The sequence below is a fragment of the Citrobacter sp. C6_1 genome (assembly GCF_014596835.2).
Classification (GTDB): Bacteria; Pseudomonadota; Gammaproteobacteria; order Enterobacterales; family Enterobacteriaceae; genus Citrobacter; species Citrobacter pasteurii.
The window spans coordinates 1,621,875-1,637,060 of the sequence record NZ_CP115031.1; the positions used below are offsets into that span (position 1 = coordinate 1,621,875).

11 protein-coding genes and 1 pseudogene are annotated in these 15,186 nt (G+C 49.7%); 8 read left to right on the plus strand and 4 right to left on the minus strand.

The genetic code is table 11. From position 1 onward, the window contains the following. Positions 1 to 88: 88 nt before the first annotated feature. Positions 89 to 1,558: a lysine-specific permease gene (lysP, locus tag IB196_RS07790; RefSeq protein ID WP_005129223.1), complete on the plus strand. Its 1,470-nt coding sequence runs from the start codon at positions 89 to 91 to the stop codon at positions 1,556 to 1,558. A 64-nt stretch (positions 1,559 to 1,622) separates the two neighbouring features. On the opposite strand, the gene IB196_RS07795 is transcribed toward lysP, so the two are convergent. The 3 genes and pseudogenes from IB196_RS07795 to serB all read right to left on the minus strand — a co-directional run bounded on the left by IB196_RS07795 (position 1,623) and on the right by serB (position 6,160). Beyond that, positions 1,623 to 3,608 carry a ligand-gated channel protein gene (locus IB196_RS07795; RefSeq protein ID WP_040230614.1) on the minus strand — a complete coding sequence of 662 codons (1,986 nt, stop codon included), beginning with the start codon at positions 3,606 to 3,608 and terminating at the stop codon, positions 1,623 to 1,625. A 317-nt stretch (positions 3,609 to 3,925) separates the two neighbouring features. Then, positions 3,926 to 5,247: pseudogene (locus IB196_RS07800) on the minus strand (MFS transporter). Between the two features lie 31 nt (positions 5,248 to 5,278). Continuing rightward, a complete protein-coding gene (serB, locus tag IB196_RS07805) occupies positions 5,279 to 6,160 on the minus strand; it encodes a phosphoserine phosphatase SerB (RefSeq protein WP_188232060.1) in 882 nt (293 codons plus the stop codon). Between the two features lie 217 nt (positions 6,161 to 6,377). Between serB and IB196_RS07810 the strand changes: the two genes are divergently transcribed. Continuing rightward, complete coding sequence (locus IB196_RS07810) at positions 6,378 to 7,760, plus strand: L-serine ammonia-lyase (protein ID WP_072041422.1); 1,383 nt, start codon at positions 6,378 to 6,380, stop codon at positions 7,758 to 7,760. Further along, positions 7,738 to 8,127: a helix-turn-helix domain-containing protein gene (locus IB196_RS07815; RefSeq protein WP_188232061.1), complete on the plus strand. Its 390-nt coding sequence runs from the start codon at positions 7,738 to 7,740 to the stop codon at positions 8,125 to 8,127. The genes IB196_RS07810 and IB196_RS07815 overlap by 23 nt, the downstream gene beginning before the upstream one ends. On the opposite strand, the gene fghA is transcribed toward IB196_RS07815, so the two are convergent. After that, positions 8,128 to 8,964: an S-formylglutathione hydrolase gene (gene fghA, locus IB196_RS07820; RefSeq protein ID WP_040230618.1), complete on the minus strand. Its 837-nt coding sequence runs from the start codon at positions 8,962 to 8,964 to the stop codon at positions 8,128 to 8,130. A 321-nt stretch (positions 8,965 to 9,285) separates the two neighbouring features. Here fghA and folE point away from each other — a divergent pair, with 321 nt between their 5' ends. The 5 genes from folE to mglA all read left to right on the plus strand — a co-directional run bounded on the left by folE (position 9,286) and on the right by mglA (position 15,178). Next, complete coding sequence (gene folE / locus IB196_RS07825; protein WP_003027410.1) at positions 9,286 to 9,954, plus strand: GTP cyclohydrolase I FolE; 669 nt, start codon at positions 9,286 to 9,288, stop codon at positions 9,952 to 9,954. Positions 9,955 to 9,968: 14 nt separating this feature from the next. Continuing rightward, complete coding sequence (gene yeiB, locus IB196_RS07830) at positions 9,969 to 11,126, plus strand: DUF418 domain-containing protein YeiB (protein WP_005129209.1); 1,158 nt, start codon at positions 9,969 to 9,971, stop codon at positions 11,124 to 11,126. A gap of 143 nt (positions 11,127 to 11,269) precedes the next feature. Next, positions 11,270 to 12,292 (plus strand): HTH-type transcriptional regulator GalS, encoded by a 1,023-nt coding sequence (gene galS, locus IB196_RS07835; RefSeq protein WP_005129208.1) that lies wholly within the window; start codon positions 11,270 to 11,272, stop codon positions 12,290 to 12,292. A 295-nt stretch (positions 12,293 to 12,587) separates the two neighbouring features. Continuing rightward, positions 12,588 to 13,586 carry a galactose/glucose ABC transporter substrate-binding protein MglB gene (gene mglB, locus IB196_RS07840; RefSeq protein ID WP_003027399.1) on the plus strand — a complete coding sequence of 333 codons (999 nt, stop codon included), beginning with the start codon at positions 12,588 to 12,590 and terminating at the stop codon, positions 13,584 to 13,586. Positions 13,587 to 13,657: 71 nt separating this feature from the next. Next, positions 13,658 to 15,178, plus strand: coding sequence for a galactose/methyl galactoside ABC transporter ATP-binding protein MglA (gene mglA, locus IB196_RS07845; protein ID WP_005129207.1), 1,521 nt, complete (start codon positions 13,658 to 13,660; stop codon positions 15,176 to 15,178). Positions 15,179 to 15,186: the final 8 nt, after the last annotated feature.

Genomic DNA, 15,186 nt, shown 5'->3' on the forward strand with positions numbered 1-15,186 from the left:
GTCTCTTATAACAGCGCATTTGTGCCGGAAGAATGCCATTTCGTCTGCTACAATCGCGCCTCATTTTTTGGATGGATAGCATTTTCACATGGTTTCCGAAACTAAAACCACAGAAGCGCCCACGCTACGCCGTGAACTGAAGGCGCGTCACCTGACGATGATCGCTATTGGTGGTTCCATCGGTACGGGTCTTTTCGTTGCATCTGGTGCAACCATTTCTGCGGCGGGTCCTGGCGGCGCGCTGTTTTCCTATATTCTGATTGGCCTGATGGTGTACTTCCTGATGACCAGTCTTGGTGAGCTGGCTGCCTACATGCCGGTTTCCGGTTCGTTCTCTACCTACGGTCAGAACTATGTAGAAGAAGGCTTTGGCTTCGCGCTCGGCTGGAACTACTGGTACAACTGGGCGGTGACTATCGCCGTGGACCTGGTGGCCGCACAATTGGTAATGAGCTGGTGGTTCCCGGATACGCCTGGTTGGATCTGGAGTGCGCTGTTCCTTGGCGTTATCTTCCTGCTGAACTACATCTCGGTACGTGGATTTGGCGAAGCGGAGTATTGGTTCTCACTGATCAAAGTCACCACTGTGATTATCTTCATCGTGGTTGGCGTAATGATGATTATCGGTATCTTCAAAGGTGCTCAACCGGTGGGTTGGAGTAACTGGACTACAGGTGATGCACCCTTTGCTGGCGGTTTTGCCGCCATGATTGGTGTGGCGATGATCGTCGGCTTCTCCTTCCAGGGGACCGAGTTGATTGGTATCGCCGCGGGCGAATCTGAAGATCCAGAGAAGAACATTCCACGCGCGGTGCGCCAGGTATTCTGGCGAATCCTGCTGTTCTATGTGTTCGCGATTTTGATTATCAGCCTGATTATCCCGTATACCGATCCGAGCCTGCTGCGCAATGATGTAAAAGACATCAGCGTCAGCCCGTTCACGCTGGTATTCCAGCACGCGGGTCTGCTGTCTGCGGCGGCGGTGATGAACGCCGTTATCCTGACGGCGGTGCTGTCGGCGGGTAACTCCGGGATGTATGCATCAACACGTATGCTCTACACCCTGGCATGTGACGGTAAAGCGCCGCGTATCTTCTCTAAACTGTCTCGTGGCGGCGTACCGCGTAACGCGCTGTATGCGACGACTGTCGTGGCAGGTCTGTGCTTCCTGACATCCATGTTTGGTAACCAGACTGTGTACCTGTGGCTGTTGAACACCTCCGGGATGACGGGCTTTATCGCCTGGCTGGGAATTGCAATTAGCCACTATCGTTTCCGCCGTGGTTACGTGTTGCAGGGCCATGATATTAAGGATCTGCCGTATCGTTCAGGCTTCTTCCCTCTGGGGCCGATCTTTGCCTTTGTCCTGTGCTTGATAATCACCCTGGGGCAAAACTACGAAGCGTTCCTGAAAGATACCATTGACTGGGGCGGCGTAATGGCAACCTACATTGGTATCCCGCTGTTCCTGATCATCTGGTTTGGCTATAAGCTGACCAAAGGAACCCGTTTCGTTCGTTACAGCGAAATGAAATTCCCGGGTCGCGTGAAGAAATAACAGTATAAAAAAGCAATAAAAAACCCCGGCATGATGAGTGCCGGGGTTTTTTATTGCGTCAGACTTAGAAGTTGTAAGTCAGGCCAACAGTGTAGCGACGACCATCAAGCACGGTGTCATAGGTATCGTAATCAATCTGTTTATCCAGCACGTTATACACGCCAGCAGTAAGCAGTACATCTTTGGTCGCATAGTAACGCATACCGATATCGACCTGCGTATAGGACGGCGTGCCTTGCGCCATGGAAGTACGGCTCAGGTATTCTGATGTTTTGCCACGCAGATTCAGGCGGCTCCAGAAACCGAGATCCTGGGTCGCCTGCCAGTCCAGCGTGGTGTTGAACATATGCTTCGGCATTTTGTTTAACGGCTGACCCGAGAACTGGCCGCTTTTCTGCTCAGATTCAGTGTAGGTATAGTTCGCTGTCCAGTTGATGTCGGAGGTCATCTTCCAACCGAAGGTGGATTCGACGCCGCGCATATTGGCTTTATCAACGTTAACCCGATCGCTGACAAAGTCGTAATGAGTGTTGCCAATAGTACAAGCTGGATCGGCGCTGCTGTTACAGCGACGAACTTCGGTGATTTTGTTTTTGAAGTCAGTATTGAACAGCGTGACACCCGCATTGAGGTCGTTGCCGTTATCCCACAGTAAACCGATCTCTTCGCTCAGGCTTTTTTCTGGTTTCAGATCCGGGTTGCCGACAATGATTCCGTTCAGACGACCGCCACCGGTGACCTGTCCCCAACTGGCAGAAGACTGGCGCAGATCCGGTGCACGATAGCCCGCAGAAACACCCCCTTTTAAGGTCCACTGATCGCTCAGGTGCCATACGCCATAGCCGCGCGGCGTCCAGTTGTCACCGTAGTTTTCATCTTTATCCATACGCAGACCACCGGTCAGCGTGAAAGTATCGGTAACCGCCCATTCATCTTCGGCAAACAATGCCCAACTCCAGCGAGTCAGCTTGTTCAGACCGTCAGCTGCTTGCAGTTGGTTGCCGTTATCGCGCAGTTTTTCATAACGGTATTGCCCGCCAACTGTCAGGGTGTGCGCCCCGAGGAAGACCTGGTTCTGGTTATTGAAGATCGTATTGTAGGATTTCATCTGACGACCAGGGTTTTTGGTCTCTTCCTGCTGAACATAGCTGGTGCTGTTGAAATCGTCGTAATAACCGCTGTGGGTTAATGAATACGTCGTGTGTTCATAACGGTTGTAGCTTTTGCTGTTTGGCTTACAAACACCGTTACGGCAGTTTTCTGCCGCCATCGATTCGCCCGGAGTGCTGTTGCGATCCTGTAGTTCATGCGCGACATCGAAGTCGATGTCATTTTTATCATCCGGGGTGAAGTTGAGGGTGAGTCCGCCGTTGCGCAGGCGTTGTTCATTGTAACCATTGACTATCTTATCTTCTCCGCGATGGGAGAACAGCCCGGTCACTTTTGCGCCGAGTAGCCCGTCGATCAGGGGGCCGGACGCGTATGCATTGGTCTGGTAAAGGTCACCGGAGTCCCGATCTTCCTGGAGGGTGGCATCACCATGCAGGGAGCCGGTCCAGGCTTTAGTATTCGAGACTTTTTTGGTGATCACGTTAATCACGCCGCCCATAGCGTCAGAGCCGTACAGAGACGACATCGGGCCGCGGATGACTTCAATACGCTCGATCGATTCCAGCGGCGGCAGCCAGCCTTGCTCAATACCCGCGTTGTCGCTGTTCGGGCGTGTGCCGCGCGTACTGATGCGTTTACCGTTGACCAGGAACAGCGTGTATTGTGAGGCCATACCGCGGATGCTGATATCACTGCTGCTACCGCCGCCGGTCACAACAACACCTGGGACGTCTTTCAGTGCATCGGTCACATCGCGATAGGCTTTATCTTCGATCTGCTGCTTGGTAATAACCGAAATGGAGGCGGGGGCATCCTGAATTTTTTGCTCAAACCCGGTGGCGGTGACGACCACGGTATCCTGGTCGGCGGCATAGACGAGTGATGGGAGACTCGCGACGCATACTGCGGCGGCTACAGCCTTAACGTGAGGTATAGTCATTTGTATCATTCCATTTAAATGAATCTAACTGCGTGTCATGTGAAAGGCCATGACAATTGTATGTATTTGTCTTTTAAGGACTCTTTTCAGTAAAGAAGCGGGGGGATTGTACAAAAGTATGAATATTTGTAAACACAAATGATAATAGAAATCATTTGTGTTTGATATAAAGAACAAGAAAAAGCTTTTAGGGTCAATGAGATAGCGATGAAATAAAAAAGGAGAAAAAGTGAAGAAAAGATGGAGAAATGAAGAGGGCGGGACCTACCGCATCTTTATGGTAGCGGCGAAACCACCGCTACCATGTCATAACTGGCTTATAGCCGATGGAATTTAGCCAGCAAGGCCAGTGAAAGGGTGGTTAACAGGATTGCGAGCACGGCATACAAATAGACACCAGACCACTCCCAGTTGTTCTTCACTAAGATCACCGGTACACCCGCTAACGCGGCGCCGACATAGCTGAATATCCCCGGAAACCGGTTATCGATCCCGCTGCATCTTTGTGAGTGACATCCAGACAACCTACGGCAAAAAGCATATGCGGGCCGTACAGGGCGAAACCCATAATGGTGAAGAGAATGGCCGTAATGGTATATGAGGTATCCTGAACCAGTGGGATTAAGGTAATACACACGCACAGCATTAATGCGAATATTAAACCTGTCATCCAGCGGTTACTTTTAAACATAAAGTCAGATAAGTAACCCGCCAGTAACCCACCGGCGAGGCCACCGGCTTCAAACCACGAGATAATGGAATTGGCTTTAATCAGACTCCAGCCATGCATCTGAGAATAGTAAATTTGCGGCCAGTCGTTGAGGATCGTACGGGCAATATAAACGGACATATCACCAACGATAATAATCCACACTAGCGGGTTAATCAGGATATATTTAACGAAAATCTGCCAAAAGGAGAGATTTACCGGGCTGGCTTTCACTTGGGCAAGCTCTGTTGGATCCTTACGCCATTCGCCAACGTTAGGCAAACCTAAGGTCCCGGGACGGTCTTTAATCGTACAGAGCGCAATGATTCCCATCAGCAAGGAGATCGCGCCCGGTACATAAAAACCCATTTTCCAGCTACCGCTCCAGACAATCGCGAAACTTGTCAGCAGTGGGGCGAGACTGCCGCCAATATTATGCGCCGCTTCAACGACCGCCCACCAACGTCCGCGTTCATTCTTGGAAAACCAGGATGCCATGATCTTTGCCATTGGCGGAAAACTGGTGCCCTGGAGGATAGCATTCAGGCTGTACAACACATAAAACGCGGCAACGCTGTCGGAAAAACCAAACAGAATATTAACGATCCCAACGCCAATAAGCACCGGGCCGGTCATGGCTTTCGGATTGATTTTGTCAACCAGCATGCCGCCAACAAACTTCATTGAGCCATACAGGATGTAAAACAGTGAAGACATGATGGCAAAATCTTCTGCGGTCAGAGCGGTATCTGACAACATGGCTGGCATGGCTGCTGAGAAGTTTTTACGTGTTAAATAAAAGACGGCGTAAGAGATAAAGACGGAGGTAATAATCTCTATACGGAATTTTTTGTAAGTATGATCAATCTCTTTTTTTTCTTTTACAACCGGCTTGTCAGCCTGGCTGAAAATAAATGATTTCAAGCTCATATGAGTTTCCCTTCAGGCAGTGCTCGTGAGGTTATAATTCATTTTCGATATAGAACAGAAGCGACTCGAATCCATGAAAATTAATCTGATTAGCGATTAAATCTCTGACCGCTGGTTTTGCTTTCCAGGCAATACCCGTGCCTGCATACATAAGCATGGGGATATCGTTAGCGCCATCACCGCAGGCAATAATGTTCTGCTGAGGGATCTGCAGCGTGTCGGCAAATGTAGCTAGCGTTTTTTGTTTATTTTCTGCGTTCATGATCGGCATGGAAATATTATCCGTCAGCACGTGATTTCTGACTTCTACGGTATTCGAAAATACATAGTCCAGCTGATATTTTTGCTGTAATCGTTGAGTGAAAATATCTAATCCGCCAGAAATGATGGCTGTTTTAAACCCTTTCTGTTTGAGTAATGGCAAAATGGTGGTGATACCTGGCGAGGCAGTCATCCGATCGCATACGCCATTAATTACATCGATATGCGTCCCTTTTAACATACCGATACGACGGGTAAAGCTGCTATTGAAATCCAGTTTTCCTTCCATCGCCTGCTGTGTCAGTTCCCTGATCTGTTCAGTGATGCCCAGCGCCCGAGCGATCTCATCGACACCTTCTTCCTCAATAAAGGTCGAATCCATGTCAAAGGCAATGATACCGTTCGTTGGAGTGATTTGCGGTTTTAGGAAGAAATCAAATTGCTGAATGAGTGATGTCGTCCTCAGTTTCCTATATATGTCATCCGTGAATATCTTATCGGGTAGAGATAATTTCAGATACGGTTTATTAATAGTGGTGGTATATAAGTTTTCCAGTGTGTACTGAAATTGATTAGTGTTTAGAACCGTATCGTACAGCCACGCCTGAAGTTTTTCAGGCTCTTTTGAACTGATGAAATAAATAATTGCCATAATGTCACTCCTGTAAACTGAGGTTATTGTATTAATGAAGAGTGACGATTGAATCCAGCTTTATCACAGATGTGAAGGTTAAAAAAAAGATAAAATAGTATTGTTTTTTATACCAACAAATAAACATAGTCTGAAAGGTATCGTTTTTGATATACAAGTCACGGTCTGTTGCCACTGGCGGTATATTCTGTTGTGACTGACAGGGATGGGTATAAAAATGGAAAGTTGTGTTGATATTTTTAAAGTCGTCATTGGACCTTCCAGTTCAAGAACCGTAGGGCCAATGCGTGCCGCGTTTAACTTCATTTCACAATTAAAGCAGCAGGAGATCTTGCCACTGACGCGAAAAATTGAGGTCGAGTTGTATGGCGCGCTCTCATTAAGCCGCAAGTGCCATAACGTTGATATTGCACTTTATCTGGGGTTGCTAGGCAATCAGCCGGATGAAGTTGATTTACGCCAGCAGATGGAAGCCATTAAACGAGCTGAACAGGACGGCACTTTGGCGCTTTCACCTTCAGTTGCCGTGACGGTCGCTATTAAGTCGAATCAACAACCACATTCCGGCCATCCCTATGCGATGACGTTTCGCGCCAGGGATGATTATTTTACGTTGTATGAAGAAACATGGTTTTCAACTGGCTCCGGACAGGTTTGTAAACCGGGTGAGCCTGCGCTCGCGAAGTCAGCGCGAGTAAACGTATTTCCTTTTGCTTTTCAAAATGCGACTCAGTTGCAGGAACTGTGCCAGCGCAATGGATTATCCGTTGCGGCATTAATGATGAAAAATGAGTTACAGATGCATTCACAGGCGGCTTTGCATGATTATTTTGCGCGGATTTGGGCGGTGATGCAGCAGGCAGTCCAACGTGGTCTGCATACTGAAGGGCTGCTGCCTGGCGCGTATCAAGTACCGCGCCGGGCCTGCTCTTTGCATAAATCACTGGCAACCAGACCCTCTGCTAACGATTTTCTCACCAACATCAACTGGGTGAATGCGTTTGCGATTGCCGTCAGCGAGGAAAACGCCGCCGGGGGACGGGTGGTGACCGCGCCGACCAATGGAGCAAGCGGTATCATTCCAGCGGTTCTCAGTTGGTACGATAAGTTTGTCTGCAAACTGGATAACGCGTCGGTTATCCGCTTTTTCCTCACCGCGGGAGCCATCGCGCTACTGTTCAAGCAAAACGCATCCATTTTAGGTTCTGAGGTCGGGTGTCAGGGAGAGATCGGCGTGGCAAGTTCGATGGCTGCAGCCGGATTAGCAGAGCTGATGGGCGCTTCCGTCGGCCAGGTGTTAAGTGCCGCAGAAATTGCCATGGAGCACCATCTCGGACTGACCTGCGATCCGGTTGGCGGTCAGGTGCAAATTCCTTGTGTCGAACGAAATGCGATTTCGTCAGTAAAAGCGATTAACGCCGCAACGATGGCGATGAGTCGCATCAGTGAACCATGTGTTTCGCTCGATGAGGTGATTGCAGCGATGTATGAAACGGGTAAAGACATGAGTGCGAAGTACCGTGAAACGTATCACGGCTGCCTGGGGAAAATTCAGCCCAAAAAACCGGGAGGGCGGCATGAAATATCACACCATGAATAATGATGAAATCATCTTGTCATTATGCGCTCGCATCAGGGAAACGCGAATTTCTCTGGCGCTCACGCAGCAGCAGCTTGCCGACCGTGCACAGGTGGGGATTGCGACCATTAAACGCATCGAAAAAGGCGGCGGCCTGAATCTGGATACACTTAATTCCCTGTTGCGGGCACTGAGTAAACTGCACCATCTGGATGCGATTCTGTTTGAGTCTGAGATGCGCAATTTTAACGAAGGCTACGAGGGAGGTGACAATTCGGGACGATTACAGGTCCGCCAACAGGCGGCCGATTTAAATCGTAAAGCGGCCGCGCCGCAATCCGAAGAGGTGAGTTACAGCGCGGCAATAGAAAAGACGCTTTACTGGTGATCACTTCAGCAAATACTGGGCATGGAAGCGCAGGTGATCCTCAATAAACGACGCAATAAAGTAATAGCTGTGATCGTAACCAGGCTGAATGCGTAACGTCATTGGCCATGCGGTTTGACGGGCTGTTTCCGCCAGCACTGCAGGCTGCAGCTGATCGGCGAGAAACTGATCGCTATCCCCCTGATCAATCAGCGTTGGGATCGCATCTTCGGGTTTGCTGGCCAGCATCAGCGCACAGCTGTCCCATTCCGCCCATCGTGATTTATCCTCACCCAGGTAGGCGCTAAAGGCTTTCTCACCCCACGGTACGCGACAGGGATTGACGATGGGGGCGAAGGCAGAAACGCTGGTGTATTTGCCTGGGTTTTTCAGTGCCATGATCAGTGCACCATGCCCCCCCATAGAGTGTCCGCTGATGGCGCAGCGATCGCTGACGTTAAACTGTGACTGAATGAGTGCCGGCAGTTCGTCACGCAGATAGTCATACATGTGAAAATGCGTTGCCCACGGTTGTTGCGTGGCATTGAGATAAAATCCGGCACCCTGGCCTAAATCGTAGCCTTCATCATTAGCGACCTGTTCCCCACGCGGGCTGGTATCAGGCATCACCAAAACGATGCCCAGTTCAGCCGCGATGCGTTGTGCTCCGGCTTTAGTGGTGAAGTTTTCATCATTGCAGGTCAAACCCGACAGCCAGTACAGCACCGGAGGCGGGGTGTTATCCCGGGGGGGTGGAAGAAAAATACTGAAGGTCATGGTGCAATTTAGCGTGGTGGAGTCATGACGCCAGCGTTGCTGCCAGCCTTCAAAACAGCGGTGCTCTTCAAGCATTTCCATGCGTGGCTCCTTGTTGTGTTGAACCTGTATGTGTTTGCGAACTCACCATAATACAGATTATTCATTGCACTGTGAGTAACTTTCACTTCCGCATTGAGCAAACATACTTCATCATCTATATAACTTTACATTAACACTCGAATTCACCCGGTTGAACGACGTATGAAATCTGTGTGCTAAAAGGCTGCACCAATTTCAATAATTATCGCGGTGAATACTGGATTATGTGCGCCGCCTCACGCACAATGTTCTGGCTGTGACACAGCCTAAAAACTTTGCCCCACGCAGGGCAGAGGCGCCCCACCTGCAGGAGAAAAAGAAATGTCATCACTCAGTAAAGAAGCGGCCCTGGTTCATGAAGCGCTGGTCGCGCGTGGTCTTGAAACACCACTACGCCCGCCCGTGCAAGAGATGGATAACGAAACGCGCAAACGTCTGATCTCCGGTCATATGACCGAGATTATGCAATTGCTCAATCTTGATTTGAGCGATGACAGTCTGATGGAAACGCCACATCGCATCGCTAAAATGTATGTCGATGAGATTTTCTCCGGCCTGGATTACGCCAACTTCCCGAAAATCACCGTCATTGAAAATAAGATGAAGGTTGATGAGATGGTCACGGTTCGCGATATCACGCTGACCAGCACCTGCGAGCACCACTTTGTCACTATCGATGGCAAGGCGACGGTGGCGTACATTCCGAAAGATTCGGTCATCGGTCTGTCGAAGATTAACCGCATTGTACAGTTCTTCGCTCAGCGCCCGCAGGTCCAGGAACGGCTGACCCAGCAAATTCTTACCGCGCTGCAAACGCTGCTCGGGACGAACAATGTGGCAGTGTCGATTGATGCGGTGCATTACTGCGTGAAAGCGCGTGGTATCCGTGATGCGACCAGCGCCACCACCACTACCTCGCTTGGCGGATTGTTTAAGTCCAGCCAGAATACGCGTCAGGAATTCCTGCGCGCCGTGCGTCACCACAACTGATCAGGGCAGGGGTCATGGAGCGTAATGTCACGCTGGATTTTATTCGTGGCGTCGCCATCCTCGGCATCCTGCTTCTCAATATTAGCGCCTTTGGCCTGCCAAAGGCGGCATACCTCAATCCCGCGTGGTATGGCAACATCACCTTATCCGACGCCTGGACCTGGGCGCTGCTCGATCTCTTTGCGCAGGTAAAATTCCTCACGCTGTTTGCGCTGCTATTTGGCGCGGGTCTGCAGATGCTGCTACCGAGAGGCAAACGTTGGATCCAGTCACGACTCACTTTGCTGGTTCTGCTGGGGTTTATTCACGGTTTACTGTTCTGGGATGGCGATATCCTGCTGGCGTATGGCCTGATTGGGCTGATTTGCTGGCGGCTGGTTCGCGATGCCCCTTCGGTCAAAAGTCTGTTTAATACCGGCGTGTTGCTCTATCTGGTGGGAGTTGGCGTACTGCTGCTGCTGGGATTTATCTCCGGAAGTGAGACCAGTCGCGCCTGGACACCAGATGCTTCTGCGTTGCTGTATGAAAAATACTGGAAGGTGAACGGCGGAATGGAAGCGGTCAGCAATCGCGTGGATATGATGTCCAATAGCTTGCTGGCGTTGGGTGCGCAGTACGGCTGGCAGCTGGCAGGGATGATGCTGCTCGGCGCAGCATTAATGCGCAGCGGTTGGCTGAAAGGGCAGTACAGTTTGCAACACTATCGACGTACCGGCGCGTTATTGGTCATTATTGGGATGGCGATTAACCTGCCTGCTGTCATCGCTCAGTGGCATCTGGACTGGGCCTACCGCTGGTGTGCTTTCCTGTTACAAGCTCCGCGAGAGCTGGGCGCGCCGTTGCAGACCATTGGTTACGCTGCGCTGATGTTCGGTTTCTGGCCGCAGCTTAGCCGTTTAAAATGGGTCATTGCCATCGCCTGCGTGGGGCGCATGGCGCTAACCAACTATTTGTTACAAACCTTAATTTGCACCACGCTGTTTTACCAGGCAGGCTTATTTATGAAATTCGACCGGCTGGAGTTGCTGTATTTCGTCATTCCGGTCTGGGCTGTAAACCTGCTTTTCTCCGTCATTTGGTTGCATTTTTACCGGCAAGGCCCGGTAGAATGGCTATGGCGTCAATTAACCCTGCGTGCGTCAGGGACATCATTACCGCGAACATCCAGATAACGATCTGGGTCACATTCATTAACAAAATGGATGTAAGCGCTTTCATTCCTGTGACATCACTCACGCAGTCCGTGTCGTTGTGCTGACAAAATACACAGCCTGGGGTGTCTGCGGGTAACCGCATCTTAAACAGGGTAGTGAATATGGTAACCATCCGTGATGTGGCACGACAGTCTGGCGTTTCTGTCGCGACTGTTTCCCGCGTACTGAACAACAGCGCGCTGGTGAGTCCCGATACGCGTGAAGCGGTAATGAAGGCAGTCACTCTGTTGGGCTATCGACCGAATGCCAACGCGCAAGCGCTGGCGACGCAGGTGAGCGAGACGATTGGCGTTGTGGTGATGGATGTTTCAGATGCATTTTTTGGCGCGCTGGTCAAAGCCGTGGACCTGGTTGCCCAGCAGCATCAGAAGTACGTCCTGATTGGCAACAGCTACCACGAAGCTGAAAAAGAGCGTCATGCCATTGAGGTGCTGATTCGTCAGCGTTGTAACGCACTGATTGTTCACTCGAAAGCGTTGAGCGATCGCGAGCTGGCCGAGTTTATGGATCAGATCCCCGGTATGGTGCTGATCAACCGCCTGGTCCCGGGTTACGCCCACCGTTGCGTCTGTCTGGATAACATCAGCGGGGCTAAAATGGCGACCCGCATGTTGCTGAATAATGGGCATCAACGTATCGGTTATCTGGCGTCAAGCCACCGCATCGAGGACGATGCCATGCGTAAAGAGGGGTGGCTAAGTGCCATGAAAGAACAGGGAGTTACCCCGGCCGACAGTTGGATAGGTACCGGTTCACCGGATATGCAGGGCGGAGAGTCCGCAATGGTGGAACTGCTGGGACGTAACCTGCAACTTACGGCAGTCTTCGCGTACAACGACAATATGGCCGCTGGCGCGCTAACGGCGCTAAAAGACAACGGCATCGCCATTCCATTACATCTGTCTATCATTGGTTTCGACGATATTCCTATCGCACGTTACACCGACCCACAACTGACAACGGTGCGCTATCCTATTGCTTCTATGGCAAAAATGGCCACTGAGCTTGCGCTACAAGGCGCGGCGGGAACGCTGGATCCTGACGCAACACATTGCTTTATGCCGACGCTGGTACGGCGCCATTCTGTGGCTTTGCGGCAGAATGCGGCACCGATCACTAACTGATAATGTCGGGCTATGTAACCGCTTTCAATATGTGAGTAAATTCACAGTATCTTAACAATGCGATAGCTATGATGACACTGTTTGCTGCGCTGTAACTACTATGTAACGGTGAATAATCACTTTCATCGAGGTATAGGCGTCTTAAACAAAAATTAAAGCCTGTTTTTGGAGCGTTGCCAGACACGGAAGAAATATTTTTAAAAGTGAGCTTCGGCGTTCAGTAACACTTCAGTAACGTTCTGCCTGCCGAGCATTTATCTCAAGCACTACCCTGCATAATAAAACCGGAGATACCATGAATAAGAAGGTGTTGACCCTGTCTGCTGTAATGGCAAGCATGTTATTCGGCGCGGCTGCGCACGCTGCTGATACCCGCATTGGTGTGACTATCTATAAATATGACGATAACTTTATGTCAGTAGTACGTAAGGCTATTGAAAAAGATGCCAAAGCGGCGCCGGATGTACAGCTGCTGATGAATGACTCGCAAAACGATCAGTCCAAACAGAACGATCAGATTGATGTGCTGCTGGCAAAAGGCGTTAAAGCACTGGCGATTAACTTGGTTGACCCGGCAGCAGCAGGCACGGTCATTGAAAAAGCACGCGGGCAGAACGTACCGATTGTGTTCTTCAACAAAGAGCCTTCCCGTAAAGCGCTGGACAGCTATGACAAAGCCTATTATGTCGGCACTGACTCTAAAGAGTCCGGGATTATTCAGGGTGATTTGATTGCCAAGCACTGGGCCGCTAACCCGAACTGGGATCTGAACAAAGACGGCAAAATTCAGTTTGTTCTGCTGAAAGGCGAACCGGGACACCCGGATGCCGAAGCACGTACGACCTACGTGATCAAAGAGCTGAACGACAAAGGCATTAAAACTGAGCAACTGCAGTTAGATACTGCAATGTGGGATACCGCCCAGGCGAAAGATAAGATGGATGCGTGGATGTCCGGTCCGAACGCGAACAAAATCGAAGTCGTTATCGCCAACAACGATGCGATGGCAATGGGCGCAGTTGAAGCGCTGAAGGCACACAATAAAACCAGCGTACCGGTATTTGGCGTGGATGCCCTGCCTGAAGCACTGGCGCTGGTGAAATCTGGCGCTATGGCTGGTACCGTGCTGAACGATGCGAATAACCAGGCGAAAGCCACTTTTGATCTGGCGAAAAACCTGGCTGATGGCAAAGGTGCGGCAGATGGCACCAACTGGAAAATTGAGAACAAGATTGTTCGCGTTCCGTACGTAGGTGTCGATAAAGATAATCTGGCCGAGTTTACCAATAAGTAAATACTCCGTCTGTGGGCGCAATTTCATTGCGCCCTTAATAACGCACTCTGCAAGGCCAACAAGGTATAATTATGGTCAGCACACATACTCAGTCGTCAGGCGAATACTTGTTGGAAATGACCGGCATCAACAAGTCCTTCCCCGGCGTTAAGGCTCTTGATAATGTTAATTTAAAAGTCCGCCCACATTCGATTCATGCCTTAATGGGGGAGAATGGCGCGGGGAAATCAACATTATTAAAATGTCTTTTTGGGATCTATCAAAAAGATTCCGGCAGTATTCTATTTCAGGGTAAAGAAATCGATTTTCATTCTGCTAAAGAAGCGCTTGAGAATGGTATTTCGATGGTACACCAGGAATTAAACCTGGTATTACAACGTTCTGTGATGGACAACATGTGGTTGGGACGCTATCCCACCAAAGGTATGTTTGTCGATCAGGAAAAAATGTACCGCGATACCAAAGCGATATTTGATGAGCTGGATATTGATATCGATCCACGCGCGCGCGTCGGCACATTATCCGTTTCACAAATGCAGATGATTGAAATTGCGAAAGCGTTCTCCTATGACGCCAAAATCGTCATCATGGATGAACCAACGTCATCATTAACCGAGAAAGAAGTTAATCATCTGTTTACCATCATCCGTAAGCTGAAAGAGCGTGGATGCGGTATTGTGTATATTTCTCACAAAATGGAAGAAATCTTTCAACTGTGTGATGAAATTACCGTGCTGCGCGATGGCCAGTGGATTGCGACCCAGCCGCTGGAAGGGCTGGATATGGATAAGATTATCGCCATGATGGTAGGGCGTTCACTGAACCAACGTTTTCCGGATAAAGAAAACAAACCCGGTGAAGTGATTCTGCAAGTGCGTAACCTGACCTCGCTGCGTCAGCCGTCAATTCGTGATGTCTCGTTTGATTTGCACAAAGGGGAAATTCTCGGGATTGCTGGTCTGGTCGGCGCTAAACGTACTGATATCGTTGAAACGCTGTTTGGTATTCGTGAGAAATCATCGGGTACGATTACGCTACACGGCAAAAAAATTAATAACCACAGCGCAAATGAGGCCATCAATCATGGTTTTGCGCTGGTCACCGAAGAGCGTCGCTCAACCGGTATTTATGCCTATCTGGATATTGGTTTTAACTCGTTAATCTCCAATATCCAAAACTATAAAAATAAAGTCGGTCTGCTGGATAATTCCCGTATGAAGAGTGATACCCAGTGGGTAATTGACTCGATGAGGGTGAAAACGCCAGGCCATCGTACACAAATCGGTTCACTGTCCGGTGGTAATCAGCAAAAGGTGGTTATCGGCCGCTGGTTATTAACGCAGCCAGAAATTCTGATGCTGGATGAACCTACACGTGGTATCGATGTTGGCGCGAAATTTGAAATTTATCAGTTGATTGCTGAACTCGCGAAAAAGGATAAGGGGATTATTATTATTTCCTCTGAAATGCCGGAACTATTGGGTATTACCGATCGTATTCTGGTGATGAGTAATGGTCTCGTTGCCGGAATTGTTGACACTAAAACGACAACGCAAAACGAAATCCTCCGTCTTGCGTCTTTGCACCTTTAAGATTAGGG